Genomic DNA, 22,037 nt, shown 5'->3' on the forward strand with positions numbered 1-22,037 from the left:
TCACCCGAGATTCTCGGGTCAGGCTTACTCCTCTTCTTTTTCCTTCATCGGCGCAGGCGGTGGACGCAGGCCGATTTCCGCCGTGAGCTTGAGCTCCTTGCCGTTGCGCATCACCTGGATCGTGACCTTGTCGGTCGGTTTGATCCGCGCGACCTGGTTCATCGAACGACGACCATCGCCGGCCGGTTCGCCGTCGATGGTGAGGATCACGTCACCCAATTGCAGGCCCGCCTTCTGCGCAGGACCGTCGCGGAAAATCCCCGCGACCACGATGCCCGGACGTCCCGACAGACCGAACGACTCTGCCAGTTCCTGGCTCAGCGGCTGTACCTCGATACCGAGCCAGCCACGAATCACCTGGCCGTGCTCGATGATCGACTTCATCACTTCCATCGCCAGCTTGACCGGGATGGCGAAGCCGATGCCCTGTGAGCCTCCGGACTTGGAGAAGATCGCCGTGTTGATGCCGGTCAGGTTGCCGAGGGCATCCACCAGCGCACCGCCGGAGTTGCCGGGGTTGATCGCCGCGTCGGTCTGAATGAAGTCTTCGTAGTTGTTCAGGCCCAGCTGGTTGCGGCCGGTGGCGCTGATGATGCCCATGGTCACGGTCTGGCCGACGCCGAACGGGTTGCCGATGGCCAGCGCGACGTCGCCGATGCGGATGTTGTCGGAGCGGCCGACGGTGATCGCCGGAAGGTTCTTCAGGTCGATCTTCAATACCGCGAGGTCGGTTTCCGGGTCGCTGCCGATCACCCGGGCCAGGGTTTCACGACCGTCCTTGAGCGCCACCACGATCTGGTCGGCGCCGCTGGTCACGTGGTTGTTGGTCAGGATGTAGCCTTCCGGGCTCATGATCACGCCCGAACCCAGGCTCGATTCCATGCGTTTCTGCTTGGGCGAGTTGTCGCCGAAGAAGCGGCGGAACTGCGGATCTTCGAACAGTGGATGGCTGGGCTTGTTGATGACTTTGGTGGTGTACAGGTTCACCACGGACGGCGCGGCAGTGGTCACCGCGTCCGCATAGGACACAGGGCCTTCCTGCATGTTGGTGGTTTGCGGGGCTTGCTGCAGGTTGACGTCGAGGCTTGGAAGCCCGACCCACTGCGGGTAACGCTGGATGATTAACAGAGCGACAAGCACGCCGGCCAACAGCGGCCAGCCGGAAAAACGCAGCGCCTTGAGCATTAAGCACGTCCTGAGAGAGTTGCAGGCGGTAAGAGACCGCTCATAATGTCGCGCATTATACGAGGCCGCGCGTGCCTCTGAACGGGATATTTAGGAGTCTTTTATGGCCGTCGCCCTGAGCACACTCGTCGAAGAAGCCGACCGTTACCTCAACGCTGCAAGGATCGCCGATTACTGCCCCAACGGCCTGCAGGTCGAGGGCCGGCCGCAGGTGATGCGCATCGTCAGCGGGGTCACCGCCAGCCAGGCGTTGCTCGATGCCGCCGTGGAGGCCAATGCCGATCTGGTGCTGGTGCACCATGGCTATTTCTGGAAGGGCGAGAACCCGTGCATCACCGGCATGAAACAGCGCCGCTTGAAGACGTTGCTCAAGCACGACATCAGCCTGCTGGCGTACCACCTGCCGTTGGACCTGCACCCTGAGGTCGGCAACAACGTGCAGCTGGCGCGTCAGCTCGACATCACCGTCGAGGGGCCATTGGATCCCGATAACCTCAAGGTCGTCGGCCTGGTGGGATCGCTCAACGAGCCGGCCACGCCCCGGGATTTCGCCCGCCGTGTGCAGGAAGTCATGGGCCGTGAGCCGCTGGTCATCGAGGGCAGTTCGATGATCCGGCGCGTCGGCTGGTGCACCGGTGGCGGCCAGGGCTACATCGATCAGGCGGTTCTTGCCGGTGTCGATCTGTACCTCAGCGGTGAAGCCTCGGAGCAGACTTTCCACAGCGCCCGGGAAAACGACATCAGCTTCATCGCCGCCGGTCACCACGCCACCGAGCGCTATGGCGTCCAGGCGCTGGGCGATTACCTGGCGCGACGCTTTGCTCTCGAGCACATCTTCATCGATTGCCCGAACCCGATCTGACATCGCTCCTACAGAGGACCCCAAACGCAGGGGCATATTCATATGCCCTTTCGATCTAGCCCGCGCCCTGATTAGAAGCGGGACGCTGTGCTAGGATCGCCCCTCGAACACGGCCCGCTGGCCGTTCATAAGAAAGTTTTCGTGAGTAGCCATGGTCGACAAACTGACGCATCTGAAACAGCTGGAGGCGGAAAGCATCCACATCATCCGCGAGGTGGCCGCCGAGTTCGACAACCCGGTGATGCTGTACTCCATCGGTAAAGACTCCGCCGTGATGCTGCACCTGGCACGCAAGGCATTCTTCCCCGGCAAGCTGCCGTTTCCGGTGATGCACGTCGACACCCGCTGGAAATTCCAGGAGATGTACGCCTTCCGCGACAAGATGGTGGCGGATCTGGGCCTGGACCTGATCACCCACATCAACCCTGATGGCGTGGCGCAGAACATCAACCCGTTCACCCACGGCAGTGCCAAGCACACCGACATCATGAAGACCGAAGGCCTGAAGCAGGCGTTGGACAAGCATGGCTTCGACGCCGCCTTCGGTGGTGCGCGTCGCGATGAAGAGAAATCCCGCGCCAAGGAGCGTGTGTACTCGTTCCGCGACAGCAAGCACCGCTGGGACCCGAAAAACCAGCGTCCGGAGTTGTGGAACGTCTACAACGGCAAGGTCAACAAGGGCGAGTCGATTCGCGTATTCCCGCTGTCGAACTGGACCGAGCTGGACATCTGGCAGTACATCTACCTCGAAGGCATCCCGATCGTGCCGCTGTACTTCGCCGCCGAGCGTGAAGTGATCGAGAAGAACGGCACCCTGATCATGATCGACGACGAGCGCATCCTCGAGCACCTGAGCGATGAAGACAAAGCCCGCATCGTCAAAAAGAAAGTGCGTTTCCGTACCCTTGGCTGCTACCCGTTGACGGGCGCGGTGGAGTCCGAGGCCGAAAGCCTCACGGACATCATTCAGGAAATGCTCCTGACGCGAACTTCCGAGCGCCAGGGCCGTGTCATCGACCACGATGGCGCAGGCTCGATGGAAGACAAAAAACGTCAAGGTTATTTCTAAGGGGCTGTCATGTCGCACGCATCTGATTTGATCAGCGAGGACATCCTCGCCTACCTGGGCCAGCACGAACGTAAAGAGCTGCTGCGCTTCCTGACCTGCGGTAACGTCGACGACGGCAAGAGCACCCTGATCGGGCGCCTGCTGCACGACTCCAAGATGATCTACGAGGATCACCTGGAAGCGATCACCCGCGACTCGAAAAAAGTCGGCACCACCGGCGAAGACATCGATCTGGCATTGCTGGTCGACGGCCTGCAGGCCGAGCGTGAGCAGGGCATCACCATCGATGTCGCCTACCGCTATTTCTCCACCGCCAAGCGCAAGTTCATCATCGCCGACACCCCGGGCCACGAGCAGTACACCCGCAACATGGCCACCGGTGCGTCCACCTGTGACCTGGCGATCATCCTGGTCGACGCCCGCTACGGCGTGCAGACCCAGACCCGTCGCCACAGCTTCATCGCCTCCCTGCTGGGCATCAAGCACATCGTCGTCGCCATCAACAAGATGGACCTCAAGGACTTCGACCAGGGCGTGTTCGAGTCGATCAAGGCCGACTACCTGAAGTTCGCCGAAGGCTTGAAGATGAAGCCGACCAGCATGCACTTCGTGCCGATGTCGGCATTGAAAGGCGACAACGTGGTGAACAAGTCCGAGCGCTCGCCGTGGTACACCGGCCAGTCGCTGATGGAAATTCTCGAGACTGTGGAAGTGGCGGGCGACCGCAACTTCACCGACATGCGTTTCCCGGTGCAGTACGTCAACCGTCCGAACCTGAACTTCCGCGGTTTCGCCGGCACCCTGGCCAGCGGCATCGTCAAGAAAGGCGACGAAGTCGTGGTGCTGCCGTCGGGCAAGAGCAGCCGCGTGAAATCCATCGTCACCTTCGAAGGTGAGCTGGAGCACGCCGGTCCAGGTCAGGCGGTCACCCTGACCATGGAAGACGAAATCGACATCTCCCGTGGCGACCTGCTGGTTCACGCCGACAACGTGCCGCCAGTCACCGACAGCTTCGAAGCGATGCTGGTGTGGATGGCTGAAGAGCCGATGCTGCCGGGCAAGAAATACGACATCAAGCGCGCCACCAGCTACGTGCCGGGCTCCATTGCCAGCATCGTCCACAAGGTCGATGTGAACACCCTGGAAGAAGGTTCGGCCAGTGCGTTGCAGCTGAACGAAATCGGCAAAGTCAAGATCGCGCTCGATGCGCCGATTGCCCTCGACGGTTACGACAGCAACCGCACCACCGGCGCCTTCATCGTCATCGACCGCCTCACCAACGGCACCGTTGGCGCCGGCATGATCGTGGCCCAGCCGGTTGCCCACGGCACCAGCACTCACCACGGTAAACTGGCTCACGTTGCCACCGAGGAACGTGCACTGCGCTTCGGCCAGCAGCCGGCCACCGTGCTGTTCAGCGGCCTGTCGGGCGCTGGCAAGAGCACCCTGGCTTACGCTGTGGAGCGCAAGCTGTTCGACCTTGGTCGTGCGGTGTTCGTACTGGATGGCCAGAACCTGCGTCACGACCTGAACAAGGGTCTGCCGCAGGATCGCGCCGGGCGTACCGAGAACTGGCGTCGTGCCGCCCACGTGGCGCGTCAGTTCAACGAAGCCGGTTTGCTGACCCTGGCCGCCTTCGTCGCGCCAAGCGCCGAAGGTCGCGAGCAGGCCAAGGACCTGATCGGCAAGGATCGTCTGGTGACGGTCTACGTACAGGCCTCGCCAGCCGTCTGCGCCGAGCGTGACCCGCAAGGCCTGTACGCGGCGGCCGGGGATAACATCCCGGGCGAATCCTTCCCGTACGACGTGCCGCTGGATGCTGATCTGGTGATCGACACCCAGTCGGTTTCGCTGGAAGAAGGCGTCAAGCAAGTGCTGGATCTGCTGCGCAAGCGTGGTGCGATCTAAGCTGAAAGCAGCGGCAAGCTTCTAGCTTCAAGCTGCAGGAAAAAGCCCGCGGACAGGTGACTGTCTGCGGGCTTTTTTGTGTCTGTCAGAGGGTCAAGGATCGCAGCCTTCGGCAGCTGCTACAGGGGTACGCATTCCAATGCAGGAGCTGCCGAAGGCTGCGATCCTTTGATCTTTATTTCCCCGGATACTCCCGATGCATCTGCTCCAGCAACGCATCCTTGTCCTGCCACATCTGATTGATCCAGCCTTGGAACTGCATGCGATACTCGCCATCCTGGTCGTAGTTCTTGCCGATGAACTGCGGCGGGATCTTCAGCTCTTCGAAGTGCACCACCACATCCTTCACATTCCCGCACAGCAGGTCCCAGAACCCAGGGCGTCCGGCGGGGTAGTGGATGGTCACGTTGACGATCGATTCCAGCTGCTCGCCCATCGCATCCAGCACAAAGGCAATGCCGCCGGCCTTGGGTTTGAGCAGGTATTTGAACGGTGATTTCTGCTGGGCATGTTTGCCGTCAGTGAAGCGCGTGCCTTCGACGAAGTTGAAAATCCCGACCGGGTTGTTGCGGAACTTCGCGCAGGTTTTGCGGGTGGTTTCCAGGTCCTTGCCTTTCTTCTCCGGGTGCTTTTCCAGATAGGCCTTGGAGTAGCGTTTCATGAACGGAAAGCCCAGCGCCCACCACGCCAGCCCGATCACCGGGACCCAGATCAGCTCCTGCTTGAGAAAGAACTTCAGCGGCTGGATGCGCCGGTTGAGCACGTATTGCAGCACCAGGATGTCGACCCAGCTCTGGTGGTTGCTGGTGATCAGGTAGGAGTGCTGGTAGTCGAGGCCGTGCAGTCCGCTGATGTGCCAGCGGGTGCGACGCACCAGGTTCATCCAGCCTTTGTTGAGGCTGATCCAGGCTTCGTGGGTGTGGCTCATCAGCCAGCCGGCAATGCGCTGGGTGAGGGCGAATGGCAGTGCCTTGACCAGCGCCACGCAGAACAGAAACGAGCACAGCAGAATCGTGTTCAGGGCCAACAACAGCGAAGCGATTACACCGCGCAGCGGTGCAGGTAGAAAGTCCAGCATTTAAACATCCATAGGTCGGTTGGCTGCCTGGATCGCGGTCAAGGCGATGGTGTAGACGATGTCATCGACCTGAGCGCCACGTGGCAAATCGTTCACCGGTTTGCGCAGGCCTTGCAGCATCGGCCCGAGGCTGACGCAATCGGCGCTGCGCTGCACGGCCTTGTGCGTGGTGTTGCCGGTGTTCAGGTCGGGGAACACGAACACTGTGGCGCGACCGGCCACCTGACTGTTCGGTGCCAGCTGCCGGGCCACGGTTTCGTTGGCGGCGGCGTCGTATTGCAACGGACCGTCGATCAGCAGCGAGCGTTGCTGTTCATGGGCGAGCAGCGTCGCTTCACGGACTTTCTCGACCTCTTCGCCCGTGGCCGACTCGCCGCTGGAGTAACTGATCATCGCCACCCGTGGCGTGATGCCGAAGGCCGCTGCCGAGTCCGCGCTTTGCAGGGCGATTTCAGCCAGTTCGCTGGCGCTTGGGTGCGGGTTCATCACGCAGTCGCCGTACACCAGCACCTCTTCGGGGAACAGCATGAAGAACACCGACGACACCAGGGTGCAGCCCGGCGCGGTCTTGATCAGTTGCAGGGCTGGGCGAATGGTGTTGGCGGTAGAGTGAATGACCCCGGACACCAGACCATCGACTTCATCCAGCGCCAGCATCATGGTGCCGATCACCACCGGGTCTTCCAGTTGCTGCTCGGCCATCGGCGCGTTGAGGCTCTTGGTTTTGCGCAGGGCAACCATCGGCTCGACATAGCGTTCGCGGATCAGATCCGGATCGAGGATTTCCAGCCCCGCCGGCAGGTCGATGCCTTGGGCGCGGGCAACCGCTTCGACATCGGCGGGCTTTGCCAGCAACACGCAGCGGGCGATGCCACGGGCCTGGCAGATCGCTGCGGCCTGCACGGTCAGCGGCTCGCTGCCTTCGGGCAGGACGATGCGCTTGTTGGCACTCTGGGCGCGCTGGATCAGTTGATAGCGGAACACCGCCGGCGACAGGCGCATTTCCCGTGGCGTGCCGCAGCGCTGATGCAGCCAGTTGGCGTCCAGATAGCCGGCGACGAAATCGGTGATGATCTCCGCACGCTCGCGGTCGTCGATCGGGATTTCCTTGTTCAGGCCGTTCAACAGGTTGGCGGTGTCGTAGGAACCGGTGCTCACCGACAACACCGGCAGGCCGGCCTGCAGGGCGCCACGGCAGAGCTCCATGATGCGCGGATCGGGGAGGGTGTCGCTGGTCAGCAACAGGCCGGCCAGGGGCACGCCGTTGATGGCCGCCAGGCTCACCGCGAGGATGATGTCGTCGCGATCGCCGGGGGTCACCACCAGCACGCCGGGCTTTAGCAGGTCCACGGTGTTGCGCATGGTGCGGGCGCAAATGATGGTCTTGGTCATGCGCCGGGTTTCATAGTCGCCGGCATTGAGCACCTGGGCGCCCATCAGGTCGGCCACGTCGCGGGTGCGCGGGGCGTTCAGTTCCGGCTGATAGGGAATGCAGCCCAGCAGACGGAAGTCGCCACTGCGCAACAGCGGCGAATGTTCCTTCAGGCGCGCGGCGAAGGCGTCCATGCTCTCGTCGGTCTTGACCTTGTTGAGGATCACGCCGAGGACCTTCGGGTCTTTCGGGCCGCCGAACAATTGCGCCTGCAACTCCACGCGACCGGACAGTTCGGTGAGCACTTCGTTTTCCGGCGCCGACACCAGAATCACTTCGGCATCCAGGCTCTTGGCCAGGTGCAGGTTGACCCGCGCGGCATAACTGGCGCTGCGGGTCGGCACCATGCCTTCAACGATCAGCACGTCCTTGCCGATGGCGGCCTGTTGATAGAGGGTGATGATTTCTTCGAGCAACTCATCGAGCTGACCGTCGCCCAGCATGCGCTCGACGTGGGCGAGACCCAAAGGCTGTGGCGGCTTCAGGCCGTGGGTGCGCGCTACCAGTTCGGTGGAGCGCTCAGGCCCGGTGTCTCCCGGATGCGGCTGGGCAATCGGTTTGAAAAAGCCGACCTTGAGGCCGGCGCGTTCCAGCGTGCGTACCAGGCCGAGGCTGATGGACGTCAGACCCACGCCAAAATCGGTGGGTGCGATGAAAAAAGTTTGCATGCGGATTCTCTGAAGGAGCATGGCAAGGGTGAAGGCCTTTGGCTGGCCGTCTACCGAAATTCAGTCGCCAAGGTTATCGCTAACCGAACCCTGTGCGCACCAACCGCAATCAAAGGGTTGGCCTATTTTTTCATCACGCTGCGCAGGATCCATGACCCAGGCGCGCGATTGCCATGGTGGCTGATGGCGCAGGTGCTGGGTGTGGCCGCAGGAAAGTTCGGCCACCCAGTGCCCGTCCTCGTCCTGATGAAAGCCCGTGATGGTCGCACCCCGTCTGTCCGGGTTGTGTTCGCTTTCGGGCGATTGCTTCGCTAAACTCGGTCTTTCATTATTCTTTTGCAAAAGGTCTCGCCCCATGCTGATCGCCGCCAATAAGGCTGTCTCCATCGACTATACCCTGACCAACGACGCTGGTGAGGTCATCGACAGCTCCGCCGGCGGCGCGCCGCTGGTTTACCTGCAAGGCGCAGGCAACATCATCCCTGGCCTGGAAAAGGCTCTGGAAGGCAAGGCAGTCGGCGACGAACTGAACGTTTCCGTCGAGCCTGAAGACGCTTACGGCGAATACGCAGCCGAGCTGGTCAGCACCCTGAGCCGCAGCATGTTCGAAGGCGTCGACGAGCTGGAAGTGGGCATGCAGTTCCACGCTTCCGCGCCGGACGGCCAGATGCAGATCGTGACCATCCGTGATCTGGACGGCGACGACGTCACCGTCGACGGCAACCACCCGTTGGCCGGTCAGCGCCTGAACTTCAAGGTCAAGATCGTCAGCATCCGTGATGCCAGCCAGGAAGAAATCGCTCATGGTCACATCCATGGCGAAGGTGGCCATCACCACTGATTTCTGCGCTAAGCTCAGATAACTGGAGAGGCGCCCCGAGGGCGCCTTTTTAGTCTGCGGCCGTCCCAGGCGACACCGCCAAATCGTTGTTTCGAGAAAAACACGGGAATCTGGAGTACGTCATGAGTGCTTTTCACGACCTTAATTTGACAGGCCTGGATGGTAAGGCGCTGCCTTTGGCACCGTTCAAGGGGCACGTCGTGCTGGTGGTCAACGTGGCCTCCAAGTGCGGCCTGACGCCGCAGTACGCGGCGCTGGAAAACCTCTACCAGCAATACAAGGGCAAGGGTTTCAGTGTGCTGGGCCTGCCGTGCAACCAGTTTGCCGGCCAGGAACCGGGCTCCGAACAGGAGATCCAGGAGTTCTGCAGCCTCAACTACGGCGTGACCTTTCCGTTGTCCAGCAAGCTGGAAGTCAACGGCCATGACCGGCATCAGTTGTACAAACTGCTGGCGGGCGAGGGCGCTGAATTCCCCGGTGACATCACCTGGAACTTCGAGAAATTCCTGTTGGGCAAGGATGGACGCGTGCTGGCGCGGTTTTCGCCTCGCACGGCGCCGGATGATCCGAGCGTCGTTCAGGCAATCGAAAAAGCCCTGAGCTGACATCCCCCCTCTGTAGGAGCAAAGCTTGCTCGCGATGACGTCGGCACATTTAATCCCGATGTAGCCCGACAGACTGCAATCGCGAGCAAGCTTTGCTCCCACAGTCTTTTGATCCTTAATCACCCAAATCAATAGTGCTGTTAATCTCGTCGCGCTCTCCATATTATCGCCGTCATAAAGTTTATCCCCGTGGAGCGCACCCATGCCCGTTCAAGCCCTGTTCAAACCGTTCCACCTCGGCACCCTCGAACTGCCGACCCGCGTCGTCATGGCGCCGATGACCCGTTCGTTCTCCCCAGGCGGCATCCCCAATTCCAAAGTGATCGAGTACTACCGTCGTCGCGCCGCGGCCGGTGTTGGCCTGATCATCACCGAAGGCACCACCGTCGGGCACAAGGCCTCCAACGGCTACCCGAACGTGCCGCAGTTCTACGGCGAAGCTGCGCTGGCGGGCTGGAAGAAAGTGGTCGACGCGGTCCACGCCGAAGGCGGCAAGATCGTTCCGCAACTGTGGCACGTCGGCAGTGTGCGCCGCATCGGCACCGAGCCGGATGCCAGCGTGCCGGGTTACGGTCCGTCGGAGAAGATCAAGAACGATCAGGTCGTGGTCCACGGCATGAGCAAGCAGGACATCCAGGACGTGATCGCCGCGTTCGCCCAGGCGGCCAAGGATGCCAAAAGCATCGGCATGGACGGCGTGGAAATCCACGGCGCCCACGGCTATCTGATTGACCAGTTCTTCTGGGAAGGCAGCAACCAGCGTACCGACGAATACGGCGGCGACCTGGCCAACCGTTCGCGCTTTGCCATCGAACTGATCCAGGCCGTGCGTGCCGCGGTCGGCGAAGGCTTCCCGATCATTTTTCGCTTCTCCCAGTGGAAGCAGCAGGACTACACCGCACGCCTGGTGCAAACGCCGCAAGCGCTGGGGGCGTTCCTCAAGCCGTTGGCCGATGCCGGTGTGGATATCTTCCACTGCTCGACCCGCCGCTTCTGGGAGCCGGAGTTCGACGGTTCGGAACTGAACCTGGCCGGCTGGACCCGCAAGCTCACCGGCAAGCCGACCATCACCGTGGGCAGCGTCGGCCTGGACGGCGAGTTCCTGCAGTTCATGGTCAACACCGACAAGGTCGCTCAACCGGCGAGCCTGGAAAAGCTGCTGGAGCGTCTGAACAACGATGAGTTCGACCTGGTGGCCGTCGGCCGCGCGCTGCTGGTGGATCCGGACTGGGCGCAGAAAGTGCGTGAAGGCCGTGAGCAGGACATCCTGCCGTTCAGCCGTGATGCGTTGATGACCTTGGTTTAAGCGGCGTCTGTCAGGGTCTCATCGCGGGCAAGCCCGCTCCCACAAGTTCTGTGTACACCACGGACCCTGGGGGAGCGGGCTTGCCCGCGATGACGGACTTAAGGTCAAAAAGAATCAAGGCAAGGTCGGCACATTCGGCACCCCCAACTCCCTCACACAAGCCCCCCGCAACTGCCCTTCGAACTGCTCGACAATCGCCTCCCATCCCTGGCGACTCGCATGCTGCCGCGCATTGAGCCGCATGCAGCGCAAAGTCTCGTCCTGCTCCAGCATCCACACCGCCGCATCGCAGAACGCCTCTTCATCCGCAGGCATCGCCAGCACGCCGTTGTAGCCATGACGAATGTGTTGCGCCGCCGCCGCCTGATCGTAAGCCACCACACCCAACCCGGAAGCCAGCGCTTCGAGCACGACATTGCCGAACGTCTCGGTCAGGCTCGGAAACACGAACACATCCCCCGACGCATAGTGGCTGGCCAGGGCTTCACCCCGCTGTGAGCCGCAGAAAATCGCCTCGGGCATTTCGCTTTCCATTTGCAGGCGTTGCGGACCGTCGCCCACCACGATCAGCTTCAGGGTGCGTTGTGGATAACTGGCCTTGAGGGCGTCGAAGCAGCGCTTGAGCAGGCCGAGGTTTTTCTCCGGGGCCAGGCGCCCGACATGCATGACGGCGATATCCTTCTCGCCCAGCCCCCATTGCGCACGCAACGCATCCAGGCGTTTGGCCGGATGAAACAGCTGGCTGTCGACGCCACGGGACAACAGCGCCAAGCGCTCGAACTGCCGGCGCTCCAGCTCCATGCGCTGGCTGACGCTGGGCACCAGGGTCAGGTTGGAGCGATTGTGGAACCAGCGCAGGTAATGGGTCAGCAGGCGCGTCAGCAAACCGAGGCCGTACTGGCTGGAGTACTGCTGGAAATTGGTGTGAAAACCGCTGACCACCGAAATCCCCAGGCGTCGCGCCGCGCGCAGGGCCGACAAGCCGAGCGGGCCTTCCGTGGCGATGTACAACACATCCGGGCGATGGCGCTTCCAGCGTCGCAACAGTTTGTGCATCGACGACTGACCCCATTGCAGGCCTGGATAACCCGGCAGCGGCCAGCCCCGGCACAGCAGCAATTCATCGTCGCTGCCCGCCGACTGATCGCAACCCTGGCGCGGACGCACCAGTTCCACCTGATGCCCGCGCGCGCGCAAACCTTCGCACAGGCGGCCAAGAGTATTGGCCACGCCGTTGATTTCGGGAGGGAAGGTTTCGGTGATCAGGGTGATATGCAGAGCTGTCGTCATGGCATCAGTGTCGGCTGAGGCCATGTCGACGTTGTGACGTTCAGATGATGGATTTATGACCGGATCAGCGTTGGCTCACCAGGTTCTCGGCACCGCGTTCACGGACCCAGAACAGCGTCGCACCGGCCACCGCCGCCGGCATCATAAGGATGTTGACCACCGGGATCAGCAGCACCAGATAGACGATGCCGCCGAAGCTCATGCTCTGCCAGCGCTTCTGGCGCAGCCAGGCGAGCATCTCGTTCCAGCCCAGCTTGTGGTTGTCCGCCGGGTAGTCGATGTACTGGATGGCCATCATCCACACCCCGAACAGCAGCCAGAGCGGCGCGGCGATGATGTTGACCACGGGAATGAACGAGAGGATGAACAGGCCGATCGCCCGGGGCAGGAAGTAACCGAGCTTGCGCATCTCCCGGGCGAAGGTGCGCGGGACCATGGCGATCAGTTCGCCCCAGCTGAAGGCCGGGAAGTCATCGGTGCCGCGCACCACCACTTCGACCTTTTCCGCGAGGAAGCCGTTGAAGGGGGCGGCGATGACGTTGGCGAGCATGGTGAAGGTGAAAAATACCATCAACAGCACCAGCACCACGAACAAGGGCCACAGGATGTAACTGAGAAAACCCAGCCAGTCGGGCAGCGTCGGCATCAGGGTATCGACCCACAGGCTGAATTGGTGGCCGGCCAGATAAATCAATCCGACGAACAGCACCAGGTTGATGGCCAGCGGCAACAACACGAATAAACGCAGGCTTGGACTCAAGACCAGGTTGAGGCCTTCACGCAGGTATTGCGGGCCTGACAGAACAGGGGCGGGCATAACGTGCTCCGAGCAAGGGAAATCGCGCCGACCTTACCGGCTTTGCGACAGGCGCGAAAGCGCGGTGGCGGTATCGACATTAACTGTAACAAAGGCGTCCGAATACACACCGTGTCGGGATAGAGACCACCTATGAGCTGGATTGTTAAACCGTATTTCCTTAATCTTCGCCCCCTCGATACGCTGCAGCCATTCTTTTACAGGGCTGTGCAAGCAAAGCCTTCCCCAAAGTGCTTTGAACGGTCCTTTTTTATTCTCGCCGGCAAACCGGCGTACCGCGCCAGGTGTTCCGGGCCGGTCAACAGGAGCAGGTCATGTCTGAAGTCCGTCATTCGCGAGTGATTATTCTTGGTTCCGGCCCTGCCGGTTACAGCGCCGCGGTCTATGCCGCCCGTGCCAACCTCAAGCCACTTTTGATCACCGGCATGCAAGCCGGCGGTCAACTGACCACCACCACCGAAGTCGACAACTGGCCGGGCGACGTCCACGGCCTGACCGGCCCGGCGCTGATGGAGCGCATGCGCGAGCACGCCGAGCGCTTTGAGACCGAGATCGTTTTCGATCACATCAACGCCGTGGACTTCGCTGCCAAGCCTTACACCCTGACCGGCGACAGCGCGACCTACACCTGCGACGCCCTGATCATCGCCACCGGCGCCAGCGCTCGTTACCTGGGCCTGCCGTCCGAAGAAGCGTTCATGGGCAAGGGCGTTTCGGCCTGCGCGACCTGCGACGGTTTCTTCTACCGCAACAAGCCAGTGGCTGTGGTCGGTGGCGGCAACACCGCGGTCGAAGAAGCCCTGTACCTGGCCAACATCGCCAGCACCGTGACCCTGATCCACCGTCGCGATACCTTCCGCGCCGAGAAGATCCTGATCGACAAGCTCAACGCTCGCGTGGCCGAGGGCAAGATCATCCTCAAGCTCAACTCCAACCTGGACGAAGTTCTGGGCGACAACATGGGCGTGACCGGTGCTCGCCTGAAGAACAACGACGGTAGCTTCGACGAAGTCAAAGTCGACGGCGTGTTCATCGCCATCGGCCACACCCCGAACACCTCGCTGTTCGAAGGCCAGCTGACTCTGAAAGACGGCTACCTGGTCGTGCACGGCGGCCGTGACGGCAACGCCACCGCCACCAACCTGGAAGGCATCTTCGCCGCCGGCGACGTGGCTGACCACGTCTACCGCCAGGCCATCACCTCGGCCGGCGCCGGTTGCATGGCGGCACTGGATGCCGAGCGTTACCTCGACGGCCTGCAGAACGCTTGATTCTGCGGCGTTGAAATGAAAAAACCGGCTTTTTAGCCGGTTTTTTGTGCCCACGATTTAATGCCTGATCATGTTCCCCTGTGGGAGCGAGCAAGCCCGCTCCCACAGGGGATGGTGTTATCAGGTCAGTTTCTGCAGACACGCTTCAAAGATGTCCAGCCCTTCCTCCAGCACCGCCGCTTCGGTGGTCAACGGCGCCAGCAACCGAACAATATGGCGCGACTTCCCGCTCGGCATCAGCAACAAGCCCGCCTCCCGCGCCAACGCCAGCAACTGCGTCAACTGCGCTGGCGCCGGTGTGCCGTCGGCATTCGCCAACTCGATCCCGCGCATCGCACCCACGCCCGTCATGCGCCCGAGGAACGGTGACAGCTTGCGCTCACGCCAGGATTGGTAACGACTGACAATCGCCTCTTCCTGCTGTGCACCCCAGGCCTGCAGATGGGCATCGGTCATTTCGTCCAGGGTCGCCAGCGCGGCGGCGCAAGCGATGGGGTTGCCGGAGTAGGTGCCGCCCAGCCCGCCCTTGGGCAGGTTGTCGAGCAGCGACTTGCGCCCGACCACCGCTCCCAGCGGCAAGCCACCGCCGATGCTTTTGCCGAGTAGGATCAGGTCCGGCTCGATGCCCAGGCGCGAGAAGGCGAAGCGTTGTCCGGTGCGACCGAAGCCGGACTGGATCTCATCGGCGATCAGCAGGATGCCTTTGTCGTCGCAGAACTTGCGCAAGGCCTGGGCGAACTCGATATCCATCGCCAGGAAACCCGCCTCGCCCTGCACCGGTTCGACGATAAAGCAGGCCACGTCCTCGACGTCGAGTTCGACGCTGAACAGGCGCTCCATGGCCTTCAGCGCCTCGGCACAGGTCACGTCGTTGTCCTGGCTGGGGAAGGGCAGGTGATACACGGGCCCCGGCAGCACGCCGATTTTCTGTTTGTAGGGCGCGACTTTGCCATTGAGGTTGAGAGTGGCCAGGGTGCGCCCGTGGAAGCCACCATCGAACGCAATGACCGCCGTACGGCCGGTGGCGCCACGGACGATCTTCAGCGCGTTTTCCGCCGCCTCGGCGCCGCTGTTGGTGAGCATGCCGCTGACCGGGTACTCGACCGGGATGAACGCCGCCAGGCGATCCATGAACTCGAGGTACGGCGTATGGGGTGCGGCGTTGAAGGCGTAATGGGTCAGGCGCGTGGCCTGCTCGCGAATGGCGCCGACGATGCGCGGGTGGCAATGCCCGAGGTTCAGCACGCCGATACCACCGACGAAGTCGATGTAGCGCTTGCCGTCGGTGTCCCACACCTCGGCGTTCTTGCCGTGGCTGAGGGTGACAGGGTGAACGATGTTGATCGACTGGCTGATGGTTTCGCTGTGCATGAAGGGCGGGCTCGGAAGAAGGAGGACTTCTTTTTATCTAAGCCGTGAGCAGCGGTGGCGGGCAAACGAAATAAAGTGGACGGGTCAATCTTAAAAGTCGGGATGTGTTTTCACCCTGGGGGAGCGAGCCTGCTCGCGATGGTCGTCAACGATTACGCTGGCTACCTGAAACCCTGCGGTGTTCCAGCTTTCATCGCGAGCAGGCTCGCTCCCACAGGGTTCAGGCGCAGGTTTGATCAGCGACGGGTCAACGGCTGCTGCGCAAATTTCACCCCGGCCAGGCCATGGGCGATCAGCGCGCGGATGTTGCCGTGGTCGCTGCCTTCAGGCGTCGCCACCACCGAACGGTAATGCTCGCCGAACGCCAGCAGGGCTTCTTCATCGCTCAGGCCTTCCAGCAGCGCCAGGCCCAGGGTCTTGCACGAACCTTCGTTCTGCCCGGCTGCGTTTTCCACGCCGCCGTTGTTGAAGGCCTGAGGTTGGTAATCGTAGCCGGCGGCAATGAACGCCAGGGTGTCGGCGAAAACGTGTTCGCCGCTCTTGAGGCTGGCGCGCAGGGTGTTCAAATCACTCATTGGGTTTTCCTTTGGCGAACGCCGCCTGTTGTTCGGCGCTGGCTTCTTTCTGGTATTGGGCTTTCCACTCGGCGTACGGCATGCCGTAAACCACTTCGCGGGCGTCATCGAGGCTGACCTCGATCTGGCGTTCATCGGCGGCCGCCTTGTACCACTTGGACAGGCAGTTGCGGCAGAAACCGGAGAGGTTCATCAGGTCGATGTTCTGCACATCCTTGCGGCTGTCCAGATGGGCCACCAGCCGGCGAAAGGCGGCGGCTTCGAGTTCGAGGCGTTCTTGATCGGTCATGGGGGTCTCTTTGAGACAGCTGCAAGCGGCAAGCTCAAGCTGCAAGATGGGTTGCGGTGGGTCGAAGTCTACAGCTTGCCGCTTGAAGCTTGTAGCTAGCGGCTCGCTGCAAGCGTTATCGACACCGATTCGGCAAAGCGCAAGGCGTGGGGCTTGTCCACTTCGACTTCGGCGTACAGCACCGATGGGTTGGCCATGACCAGATCGAGGATTTCCTGGGTCAGGCGTTCGAGCAGGGCAAAGCGGTTGCCTTCGACGTGGGCGATGATCGCCTTGGTGATGGTCCGGTAGTTCAGCGCGTGATCGATATCGTTGTCACGCACCGCTTCCTGGGCCGCATAGAGGATGGTCAGATTGATCAACACATCCTGCTTGTTGAGGATTTCATCTTCGTTGATGCCGATGTAGGTGCGCAGGCACAGGTCCTTGACCCGGATGCGCGCCATGCCTGGTTGAAGTTGTGGCATTACTACTTGCTCCGTCCAATCAATTGCAGGAACTCCTGGCGGGTGTTGCTCGACTCGCGGAAGGCGCCGAGCATCACCGAGGTGTTCATGGTTGAATTCTGTTTCTCGACGCCGCGCATCATCATGCACATGTGCTTGGCTTCGATGACTACCGCGACACCGGCCGCGCCCGTCACCTGCTGCACCGCGTCGGCGATTTGCCGGGTGAGGTTTTCCTGGATCTGCAGGCGTCGGGCGAACATGTCCACCAGTCGCGCGATCTTCGACAGGCCCAGTACCTTGCCCGTTGGAATATAAGCCACGTGTGCCTTGCCGATGAAGGGCAGCATGTGGTGTTCGCAGAGCGAATACAGCTCGATGTTGTCGACGATCACCATCTCGTCGTTATCGGAGGCGAACAGTGCGCCGTTGACGATTTCTTCGACGCTTTGATCGTAGCCGTGGCAGAGGTACTGCATCGCCTTGGCCGCGCGCACCGGGGTGTCGAGCAGGCCTTCGCGGTCGGGGTTCTCACCCAGACCGATGAGGATTTCGCGATAGCTTTCGGCCAGGTCGTTCTGGGGCTGATCGTTCTGAGGCAGGGATAACGTCATGGTAAATCCTCGCGGGACACTTATTTGATGTGCCTTCCGCCATTGACGGTCAGGGTCGTGCCGGTGACATAGGGGTTATCGAGCAAATAACGCAGGCTCTGGTAGATCACCTCGCTGCCGGGCTCGATGCCCAGCGCGGACTTGGCCAGCGCCTTGGCGCGATAGGCCGCGTCGTCGTCAGGGTTGAACAGTAGCAGGGCCGGGGCGATCCCGTTGACCTTGATGCCCGGCGCGTATTTGGCGGCGAAGGACAGGGTCAGGCTTTCGAGCCCGGCTTTGCTGGCGCAGTAACCAATATGCTTGCTGCTGCCCTTGCGTGTCACGTCATCGCTGATGTGCACGATGTCCGCCGGGGTCGAGCGCTCGAGCAGGTCGGCGCAATGCAGGTTGATCAGGTAGGGCGCCAGCATGTGCACGTGGAACATGCGGGTGAACGCCTGCGCGTCGGTGTCCGGGGTTTCGGCCAGCCATTCGGACGCGTTGTGCACGATGGCCCGCAGGCTGTCGGTATGGGTGTTCAGTTCGCGGATGAAATCGAGGATCCCCGCTTCGCTGGAGAAGTCGGCGAACACCGCCGTCGCCCCCAGATCGCGCAGCGCCTGCACGCCGGGGCGCTCGCTGCGGTAGCTGAAGATCACGCGATGGCCGTCTTCGAGCAATCGCTGCGCACAGTGCAGGCCAACGCGCTGGCCGGCACCGGTGATGAGGATGGGAGCTGCGGAAGAAGTCATGAACGGCTCGGGTCGCGGTAAGAGCAAAACTATAACAGCGCTTCGCCGCGTTCACCTATGCCCCTCTTGTTCACCTGCATCCCGCTTGCTGTAGGAGCGAGGCTTGCCGGCGAAGAACGATAACGCGGATTTACAGATACACCGCGTCAGCGTTCTTCGCGGGCGAGCCTCGCTCCTACAGAAGCAGGGGGTGTCATTGGTTTTGCGGGGCGGTCTCGGCCGGCAACCGCCGCGCCGGCGCAGCGTTGAGCCAGCCTGCGAGCAGCCGCGTCGACAACGGAATGAAGAAATAAACCATCAAAGGCGTCAGGCACAGGGTGCTGATAAACACCTTGGGCAACAGCGCCATCTCGCCCAGCAACGGCTCCAGGACAAAGTTGAACAGCAGGGAAACCGGGAAGAACGCCAGCCAGATCGCCACCGCCTGTTTCCAGCGAGGTGGGCGCTGGCCGGCGGCGCCGAACCAGCCTTCGATGCCGCTGACGCGATGTTCGGTCGGATGGGCGAACAGGTCGCTGCCCCGCGCCAGCCAGGCGGTGCGTGAAGCGGAGTGCTCCCAGGCGTGCAGGGTCTGCCCGTCGGCGAAGCGGAAGATGATCTGGAATTCGTCATCGTCAGGCGGCGGCGCGAGTACGCCGGAGCCCAGATAACCGGGGAAGTCGGTGGCCAGTTGTTCGCCTTCGCGCAACCAGGCGATCAGGTCCTGATAGCGGCCATCGGCAACGCGGCGCGCAACCATCAGGGTGACGGGAGAGGTAGACATTTGTGTATCTCCAAAAGCAGATGCGTCGCTCCGGATAGGAGTTTCGCCAGGCGCAGCGCCGGGGTAGTGGGCTGCGTCTTGGGGGCAAGCAAGGAATATTCCCGATTCTACCTGCGACCTTCATGCGCTGTCCCTGCGACATTCAATCGCCCTCAGGACAAACCAGGCCTTGAAAGTGGGTGAGAGGAGGGCGTTACAATAGTCTCCAAATCACACACGGATGTAGATCGCCAAATGCCTGTCCTCACTGACATTGCCCCAGGTGAGTCGAATCTCCTTTCGCTCGAGCGGGAAGAGCTATTCCCGATTCGCGAGGTGGCGCGTCTGACAGGCGTGAACCCGGTCACCCTGCGCGCCTGGGAGCGGCGCTATGGCCTGATCGTCCCCACGCGCACCGAAAGCGGGCATCGCCTGTATTCCATGGCCGATATCGAGCGAGTGCGCAGCATCCTCGACTGGATCGAGCGCGGCGTGGCCGTCAGCAAGATCGGCCGAATTCTCGCCAAGGCATCGCCGCTTCAGGCGCTGTCGCACATCATTCCCGAAAAACTGGTCCAGGCCGATTACGCGCAATGGCAGTCGCAGATCCAGGCGGCGGTCAGTGCGTTCGACGATGTACAACTGGACCAGGTCTACTCGCAGATTTTTTCCACCTACACCCAGCCCGTCGTGTTCCAGGACATCCTGCTGCCGCTGTGGAAACAATTGCTGCAGCGCCAGGACTCCTTCGGCCGCACCAGCGAATGGCTGTTCCTCGACGGTTTCCTGCGTTCCCGGGTGTTGCAGCGCTTGCTGCTGGTGCGCGACACCAAACCCCGGCGTGTCATCGTCAGTGCCCTGGCGGGCCAGTGCCGCGAGCTGGAATTGCTGATTGCCGCGCTGTTCCTGAGCGGCGGGCAAACCGGCGTGCGGGTGTTAACCATCGGCCAGCCGCTCGACGAATTGACCCTGGTCTGCGAACGGATCAAGCCCCAGGCGCTGGTGCTGTTTTCCAATCACGTGCCCGGCCCCGAACTGCCACGGCGGCTGAATCGGCTGGCGATGAGTGTGGATTGTCCGGTGTTGCTGGCGGGCGATGCGTCGGATCTGGCTCAGCAGAGCCTGGCGGGATCGTCGATCGGTTGCCTGGGGAATGAAGGTGCGGTGATGCGCCAGAGACTGAAACAGTTCCTGGCGGGCAATCTCGATACTTGAGGCCGATTAGAGATGCAGTGCCGGATGGGTCAACCGGTGCTGTTGCAGGATGTACTGGCGCAGGCGCTCGGTTTCATCCGTATCGTGCTGGCTCAGATGATAGGCATGGAAGCCCTGTTCGGTTTCCTTCTCGAGGGTGCCGCGCAAGGCGATCCGCTCGTAGCCCGAAGGGCTGAACCACAACGCGAAATGCTTCGGCGCCTTGGTCTTGCTGCGCATTTCCAGCAGAACACCCTTGAACGACACTTCGTGTACCCACATCGAGCCCGGCTGCCCCTTGGAGTTTTCCAGGGCGACGGGCTCGTCGAGCACCAGGCGCCATGGCCGGACCAGCGGTCCGTCTTCGTAGATGCTGGGCACGCCAAGACGCAGATGCAGCGCATGAAACTCGTCTTCCACCAGATGCAGTGGGAAGGTCATTTGCTGGTTTTCGAAGTTGGCTTGAATGGTGACCTGCTCATGGGCAGCAAGGCGCGTGAGCAAGTCACGGATCTGCGAGCCGCCATTGACGAGCAAACTCGACGTCGCATCCCGTACGTTGAGAGCCGGGTTGTGCTGCATGGTCTGGATAAAATCCAGTTCATCCTGGGTCAGGAGCGCGTCGCGTTGCATGGCTAGCTCGAAATATATAATTACAAAGTCATTGGTGATTGTAGTTAGTGACAACTAATTCTGTGAAATGTTTGCGCCGTTCGTCGCCTTGAGTGCAGCAAGCTCGGCCTGAACCTTCGCCAACTGCGCTTCGAGCTGCGCCACGCGCTGCTGTGCCTTGACCTGCACCGTCACATCTTTCTGCACGCCGATGAAGTAAACCTGGCCATCGTTCGGGTTTTTCACTGTCGAAAGGGACAGTTCATTCCAGAACGGCGTGCCGTCCTTCCTGTAGTTGCGCAGGATTTCCCGGCACGAGCCTTCGCTGTTCAACGCGTCGCGAATTTTTGGCAAGGCGTCCTGGTCGCGGTCGCCCGATTGCAGGAAACGGCAATCCTGGTAAAGGATTTCTTCGCTGGTGTAACCGGTCAGGCGTTCGAAGGCCGGGTTGACGTAAATCAGGATCTTGTCCTGGTCGCCTTCCTTTTCGGCAATCACGATTCCGTCGTTGGAGGCGTTGATGGCCAGTTGCAGCAGCTTGGCGTTGATCATCGGTGAAACCCTTCCTTGTGGGGGATTGGAGGCATTCTAAAAGAACAATCGGGACCCTGCTGTTAATATCCGGGTCTTTGACTCAGCTCCAGGATCAGATTGATGAAAGTCGCCATCATTTCCGGCTCGGTATACGGCACGGCCGAGGAAGTCGCCCGTCACGCCGCCAGCCTTTTGAACGCCGCCGGTTTCGAAACCTCCTACAACCCCCGTGCCAGCCTCGCCGATCTCCAGGCATTCGGTCCCGAGGCCTTTCTGGCCGTGACCTCCACCACCGGCATGGGTGAATTGCCGGATAACGTGCAGCCGCTGTATTTCGCCATTCGCGACCAGTTGCCGGCGGCCTGGCGTGGTTTGCCCGGCGCGGTGATCGCCCTGGGCGATGCCAGTTACGGCGATACCTTCTGCGGCGGCGGCGAGCTGATGCGCGAGCTGTTCGGTGAGTTGGGCATTCGTGAAGTACTGCCGATGTTGCGTCTGGACGCCAGCGAAAGCGTCAACCCGGAAGCGGACGCCGAGCCCTGGCTCGCGGAACTGGTCGGCGCGCTCAAGGGCTGACCGACCGATACGAACGCTGCA

General features: G+C 61.5%; 24 protein-coding genes. 9 read left to right on the forward strand and 15 right to left on the reverse strand.

What is annotated here, in order from left to right; genetic code table 11:
• Positions 1-24: 24 nt before the first annotated feature.
• Positions 25-1,185, reverse strand: coding sequence for a Do family serine endopeptidase AlgW (gene algW / locus HNO86_RS05275; protein ID WP_175375955.1), 1,161 nt, complete (start codon positions 1,183-1,185; stop codon positions 25-27).
• Between the two features lie 103 nt (positions 1,186-1,288).
• Between algW and HNO86_RS05280 the strand changes: the two genes are divergently transcribed.
• The 3 genes from HNO86_RS05280 (at position 1,289) to cysN (ending at position 5,024) form a co-directional block, all read left to right on the forward strand.
• On the forward strand, positions 1,289-2,047 hold the full coding sequence (locus HNO86_RS05280; protein ID WP_175375956.1) for a Nif3-like dinuclear metal center hexameric protein: 759 nt from the start codon (positions 1,289-1,291) through the stop codon (positions 2,045-2,047).
• A gap of 151 nt (positions 2,048-2,198) precedes the next feature.
• A complete protein-coding gene (gene cysD / locus HNO86_RS05285) occupies positions 2,199-3,116 on the forward strand; it encodes a sulfate adenylyltransferase subunit CysD (RefSeq protein ID WP_093226702.1) in 918 nt (305 codons plus the stop codon).
• Positions 3,117-3,125: 9 nt separating this feature from the next.
• Positions 3,126-5,024 carry a sulfate adenylyltransferase subunit CysN gene (gene cysN / locus HNO86_RS05290; protein WP_175375957.1) on the forward strand — a complete coding sequence of 633 codons (1,899 nt, stop codon included), beginning with the start codon at positions 3,126-3,128 and terminating at the stop codon, positions 5,022-5,024.
• Between the two features lie 175 nt (positions 5,025-5,199).
• Here cysN and HNO86_RS05295 read toward each other — a convergent pair whose 3' ends face one another.
• The 3 genes from HNO86_RS05295 to HNO86_RS05305 are packed head-to-tail and all read right to left on the reverse strand — an operon-like array spanning position 5,200 to position 8,589.
• Positions 5,200-6,102 carry an acyltransferase gene (locus tag HNO86_RS05295; RefSeq protein ID WP_175375958.1) on the reverse strand — a complete coding sequence of 301 codons (903 nt, stop codon included), beginning with the start codon at positions 6,100-6,102 and terminating at the stop codon, positions 5,200-5,202.
• Positions 6,103-8,202 carry a phosphate acetyltransferase gene (gene pta / locus HNO86_RS05300; protein ID WP_175375959.1) on the reverse strand — a complete coding sequence of 700 codons (2,100 nt, stop codon included), beginning with the start codon at positions 8,200-8,202 and terminating at the stop codon, positions 6,103-6,105.
• A 60-nt stretch (positions 8,203-8,262) separates the two neighbouring features.
• Entirely contained in the window at positions 8,263-8,589 is a 327-nt protein-coding gene (locus tag HNO86_RS05305; protein ID WP_175375960.1) for a DUF3565 domain-containing protein, read from the reverse strand.
• On the opposite strand from HNO86_RS05305, the gene HNO86_RS05310 reads away from it, so the two are divergent.
• The 3 genes from HNO86_RS05310 (at position 8,558) to HNO86_RS05320 (ending at position 10,954) form a co-directional block, all read left to right on the forward strand.
• On the forward strand, positions 8,558-9,043 hold the full coding sequence (locus HNO86_RS05310) for a peptidylprolyl isomerase (RefSeq protein ID WP_175375961.1): 486 nt from the start codon (positions 8,558-8,560) through the stop codon (positions 9,041-9,043). The genes HNO86_RS05305 and HNO86_RS05310 overlap by 32 nt on opposite strands.
• A 122-nt stretch (positions 9,044-9,165) precedes the next feature.
• Positions 9,166-9,648, forward strand: coding sequence for a glutathione peroxidase (locus HNO86_RS05315; protein ID WP_175375962.1), 483 nt, complete (start codon positions 9,166-9,168; stop codon positions 9,646-9,648).
• Positions 9,649-9,850: 202 nt separating this feature from the next.
• Entirely contained in the window at positions 9,851-10,954 is a 1,104-nt protein-coding gene (locus tag HNO86_RS05320) for an NADH:flavin oxidoreductase (protein ID WP_175375963.1), read from the forward strand.
• Between the two features lie 114 nt (positions 10,955-11,068).
• Here HNO86_RS05320 and HNO86_RS05325 read toward each other — a convergent pair whose 3' ends face one another.
• Positions 11,069-12,268: a glycosyltransferase family 1 protein gene (locus HNO86_RS05325; protein WP_175375964.1), complete on the reverse strand. Its 1,200-nt coding sequence runs from the start codon at positions 12,266-12,268 to the stop codon at positions 11,069-11,071.
• A gap of 40 nt (positions 12,269-12,308) precedes the next feature.
• Positions 12,309-13,061 (reverse strand): sulfate transporter CysZ, encoded by a 753-nt coding sequence (gene cysZ, locus HNO86_RS05330; protein WP_175375965.1) that lies wholly within the window; start codon positions 13,059-13,061, stop codon positions 12,309-12,311.
• 314 nt (positions 13,062-13,375) lie between these two features.
• Between cysZ and trxB the strand changes: the two genes are divergently transcribed.
• Positions 13,376-14,332, forward strand: coding sequence for a thioredoxin-disulfide reductase (trxB, locus tag HNO86_RS05335; protein WP_175375966.1), 957 nt, complete (start codon positions 13,376-13,378; stop codon positions 14,330-14,332).
• Positions 14,333-14,452: 120 nt separating this feature from the next.
• On the opposite strand, the gene HNO86_RS05340 is transcribed toward trxB, so the two are convergent.
• From HNO86_RS05340 to HNO86_RS05370, 7 genes are all read right to left on the reverse strand, one after another.
• Positions 14,453-15,703 (reverse strand): aspartate aminotransferase family protein, encoded by a 1,251-nt coding sequence (locus HNO86_RS05340; RefSeq protein WP_175375967.1) that lies wholly within the window; start codon positions 15,701-15,703, stop codon positions 14,453-14,455.
• A gap of 236 nt (positions 15,704-15,939) precedes the next feature.
• On the reverse strand, positions 15,940-16,278 hold the full coding sequence (locus HNO86_RS05345; RefSeq protein ID WP_018927180.1) for a HopJ type III effector protein: 339 nt from the start codon (positions 16,276-16,278) through the stop codon (positions 15,940-15,942).
• Positions 16,271-16,567, reverse strand: a complete 297-nt coding sequence (locus HNO86_RS05350; protein WP_175375968.1) for a DUF1244 domain-containing protein — start codon at positions 16,565-16,567, stop codon at positions 16,271-16,273. The genes HNO86_RS05345 and HNO86_RS05350 overlap by 8 nt, the downstream gene beginning before the upstream one ends.
• 95 nt (positions 16,568-16,662) lie before the next feature.
• Positions 16,663-17,034 (reverse strand): dihydroneopterin triphosphate 2'-epimerase, encoded by a 372-nt coding sequence (gene folX, locus HNO86_RS05355; protein WP_175375969.1) that lies wholly within the window; start codon positions 17,032-17,034, stop codon positions 16,663-16,665.
• Positions 17,035-17,036: 2 nt separating this feature from the next.
• Positions 17,037-17,627, reverse strand: a complete 591-nt coding sequence (folE, locus tag HNO86_RS05360; RefSeq protein ID WP_175375970.1) for a GTP cyclohydrolase I FolE — start codon at positions 17,625-17,627, stop codon at positions 17,037-17,039.
• A gap of 20 nt (positions 17,628-17,647) precedes the next feature.
• The gene (gene folM, locus HNO86_RS05365; protein ID WP_175375971.1) at positions 17,648-18,358 is read right to left on the reverse strand and encodes a dihydromonapterin reductase; all 711 of its coding nucleotides are present in this window, start codon (positions 18,356-18,358) and stop codon (positions 17,648-17,650) included.
• 193 nt (positions 18,359-18,551) lie between these two features.
• The gene (locus HNO86_RS05370; RefSeq protein ID WP_175375972.1) at positions 18,552-19,121 is read right to left on the reverse strand and encodes an antibiotic biosynthesis monooxygenase; all 570 of its coding nucleotides are present in this window, start codon (positions 19,119-19,121) and stop codon (positions 18,552-18,554) included.
• A gap of 234 nt (positions 19,122-19,355) precedes the next feature.
• Here HNO86_RS05370 and HNO86_RS05375 point away from each other — a divergent pair, with 234 nt between their 5' ends.
• Positions 19,356-20,315: a MerR family transcriptional regulator gene (locus tag HNO86_RS05375; RefSeq protein WP_175375973.1), complete on the forward strand. Its 960-nt coding sequence runs from the start codon at positions 19,356-19,358 to the stop codon at positions 20,313-20,315.
• A gap of 6 nt (positions 20,316-20,321) precedes the next feature.
• Here the strand turns inward: HNO86_RS05375 and HNO86_RS05380 are convergent, their stop codons facing one another.
• Positions 20,322-20,927 (reverse strand): hypothetical protein, encoded by a 606-nt coding sequence (locus HNO86_RS05380; RefSeq protein ID WP_175375974.1) that lies wholly within the window; start codon positions 20,925-20,927, stop codon positions 20,322-20,324.
• Positions 20,928-20,981: 54 nt separating this feature from the next.
• A complete protein-coding gene (locus HNO86_RS05385) occupies positions 20,982-21,458 on the reverse strand; it encodes a PAS domain-containing protein (protein ID WP_175375975.1) in 477 nt (158 codons plus the stop codon).
• Between the two features lie 102 nt (positions 21,459-21,560).
• On the opposite strand from HNO86_RS05385, the gene HNO86_RS05390 reads away from it, so the two are divergent.
• Complete coding sequence (locus HNO86_RS05390) at positions 21,561-22,016, forward strand: flavodoxin (protein WP_175375976.1); 456 nt, start codon at positions 21,561-21,563, stop codon at positions 22,014-22,016.
• Positions 22,017-22,037 lie beyond the last annotated feature (21 nt).

The sequence above is a fragment of the Pseudomonas sp. C1C7 genome, assembly GCF_013359595.1.
In the GTDB taxonomy this organism is placed as follows: domain Bacteria; phylum Pseudomonadota; class Gammaproteobacteria; order Pseudomonadales; family Pseudomonadaceae; genus Aquipseudomonas.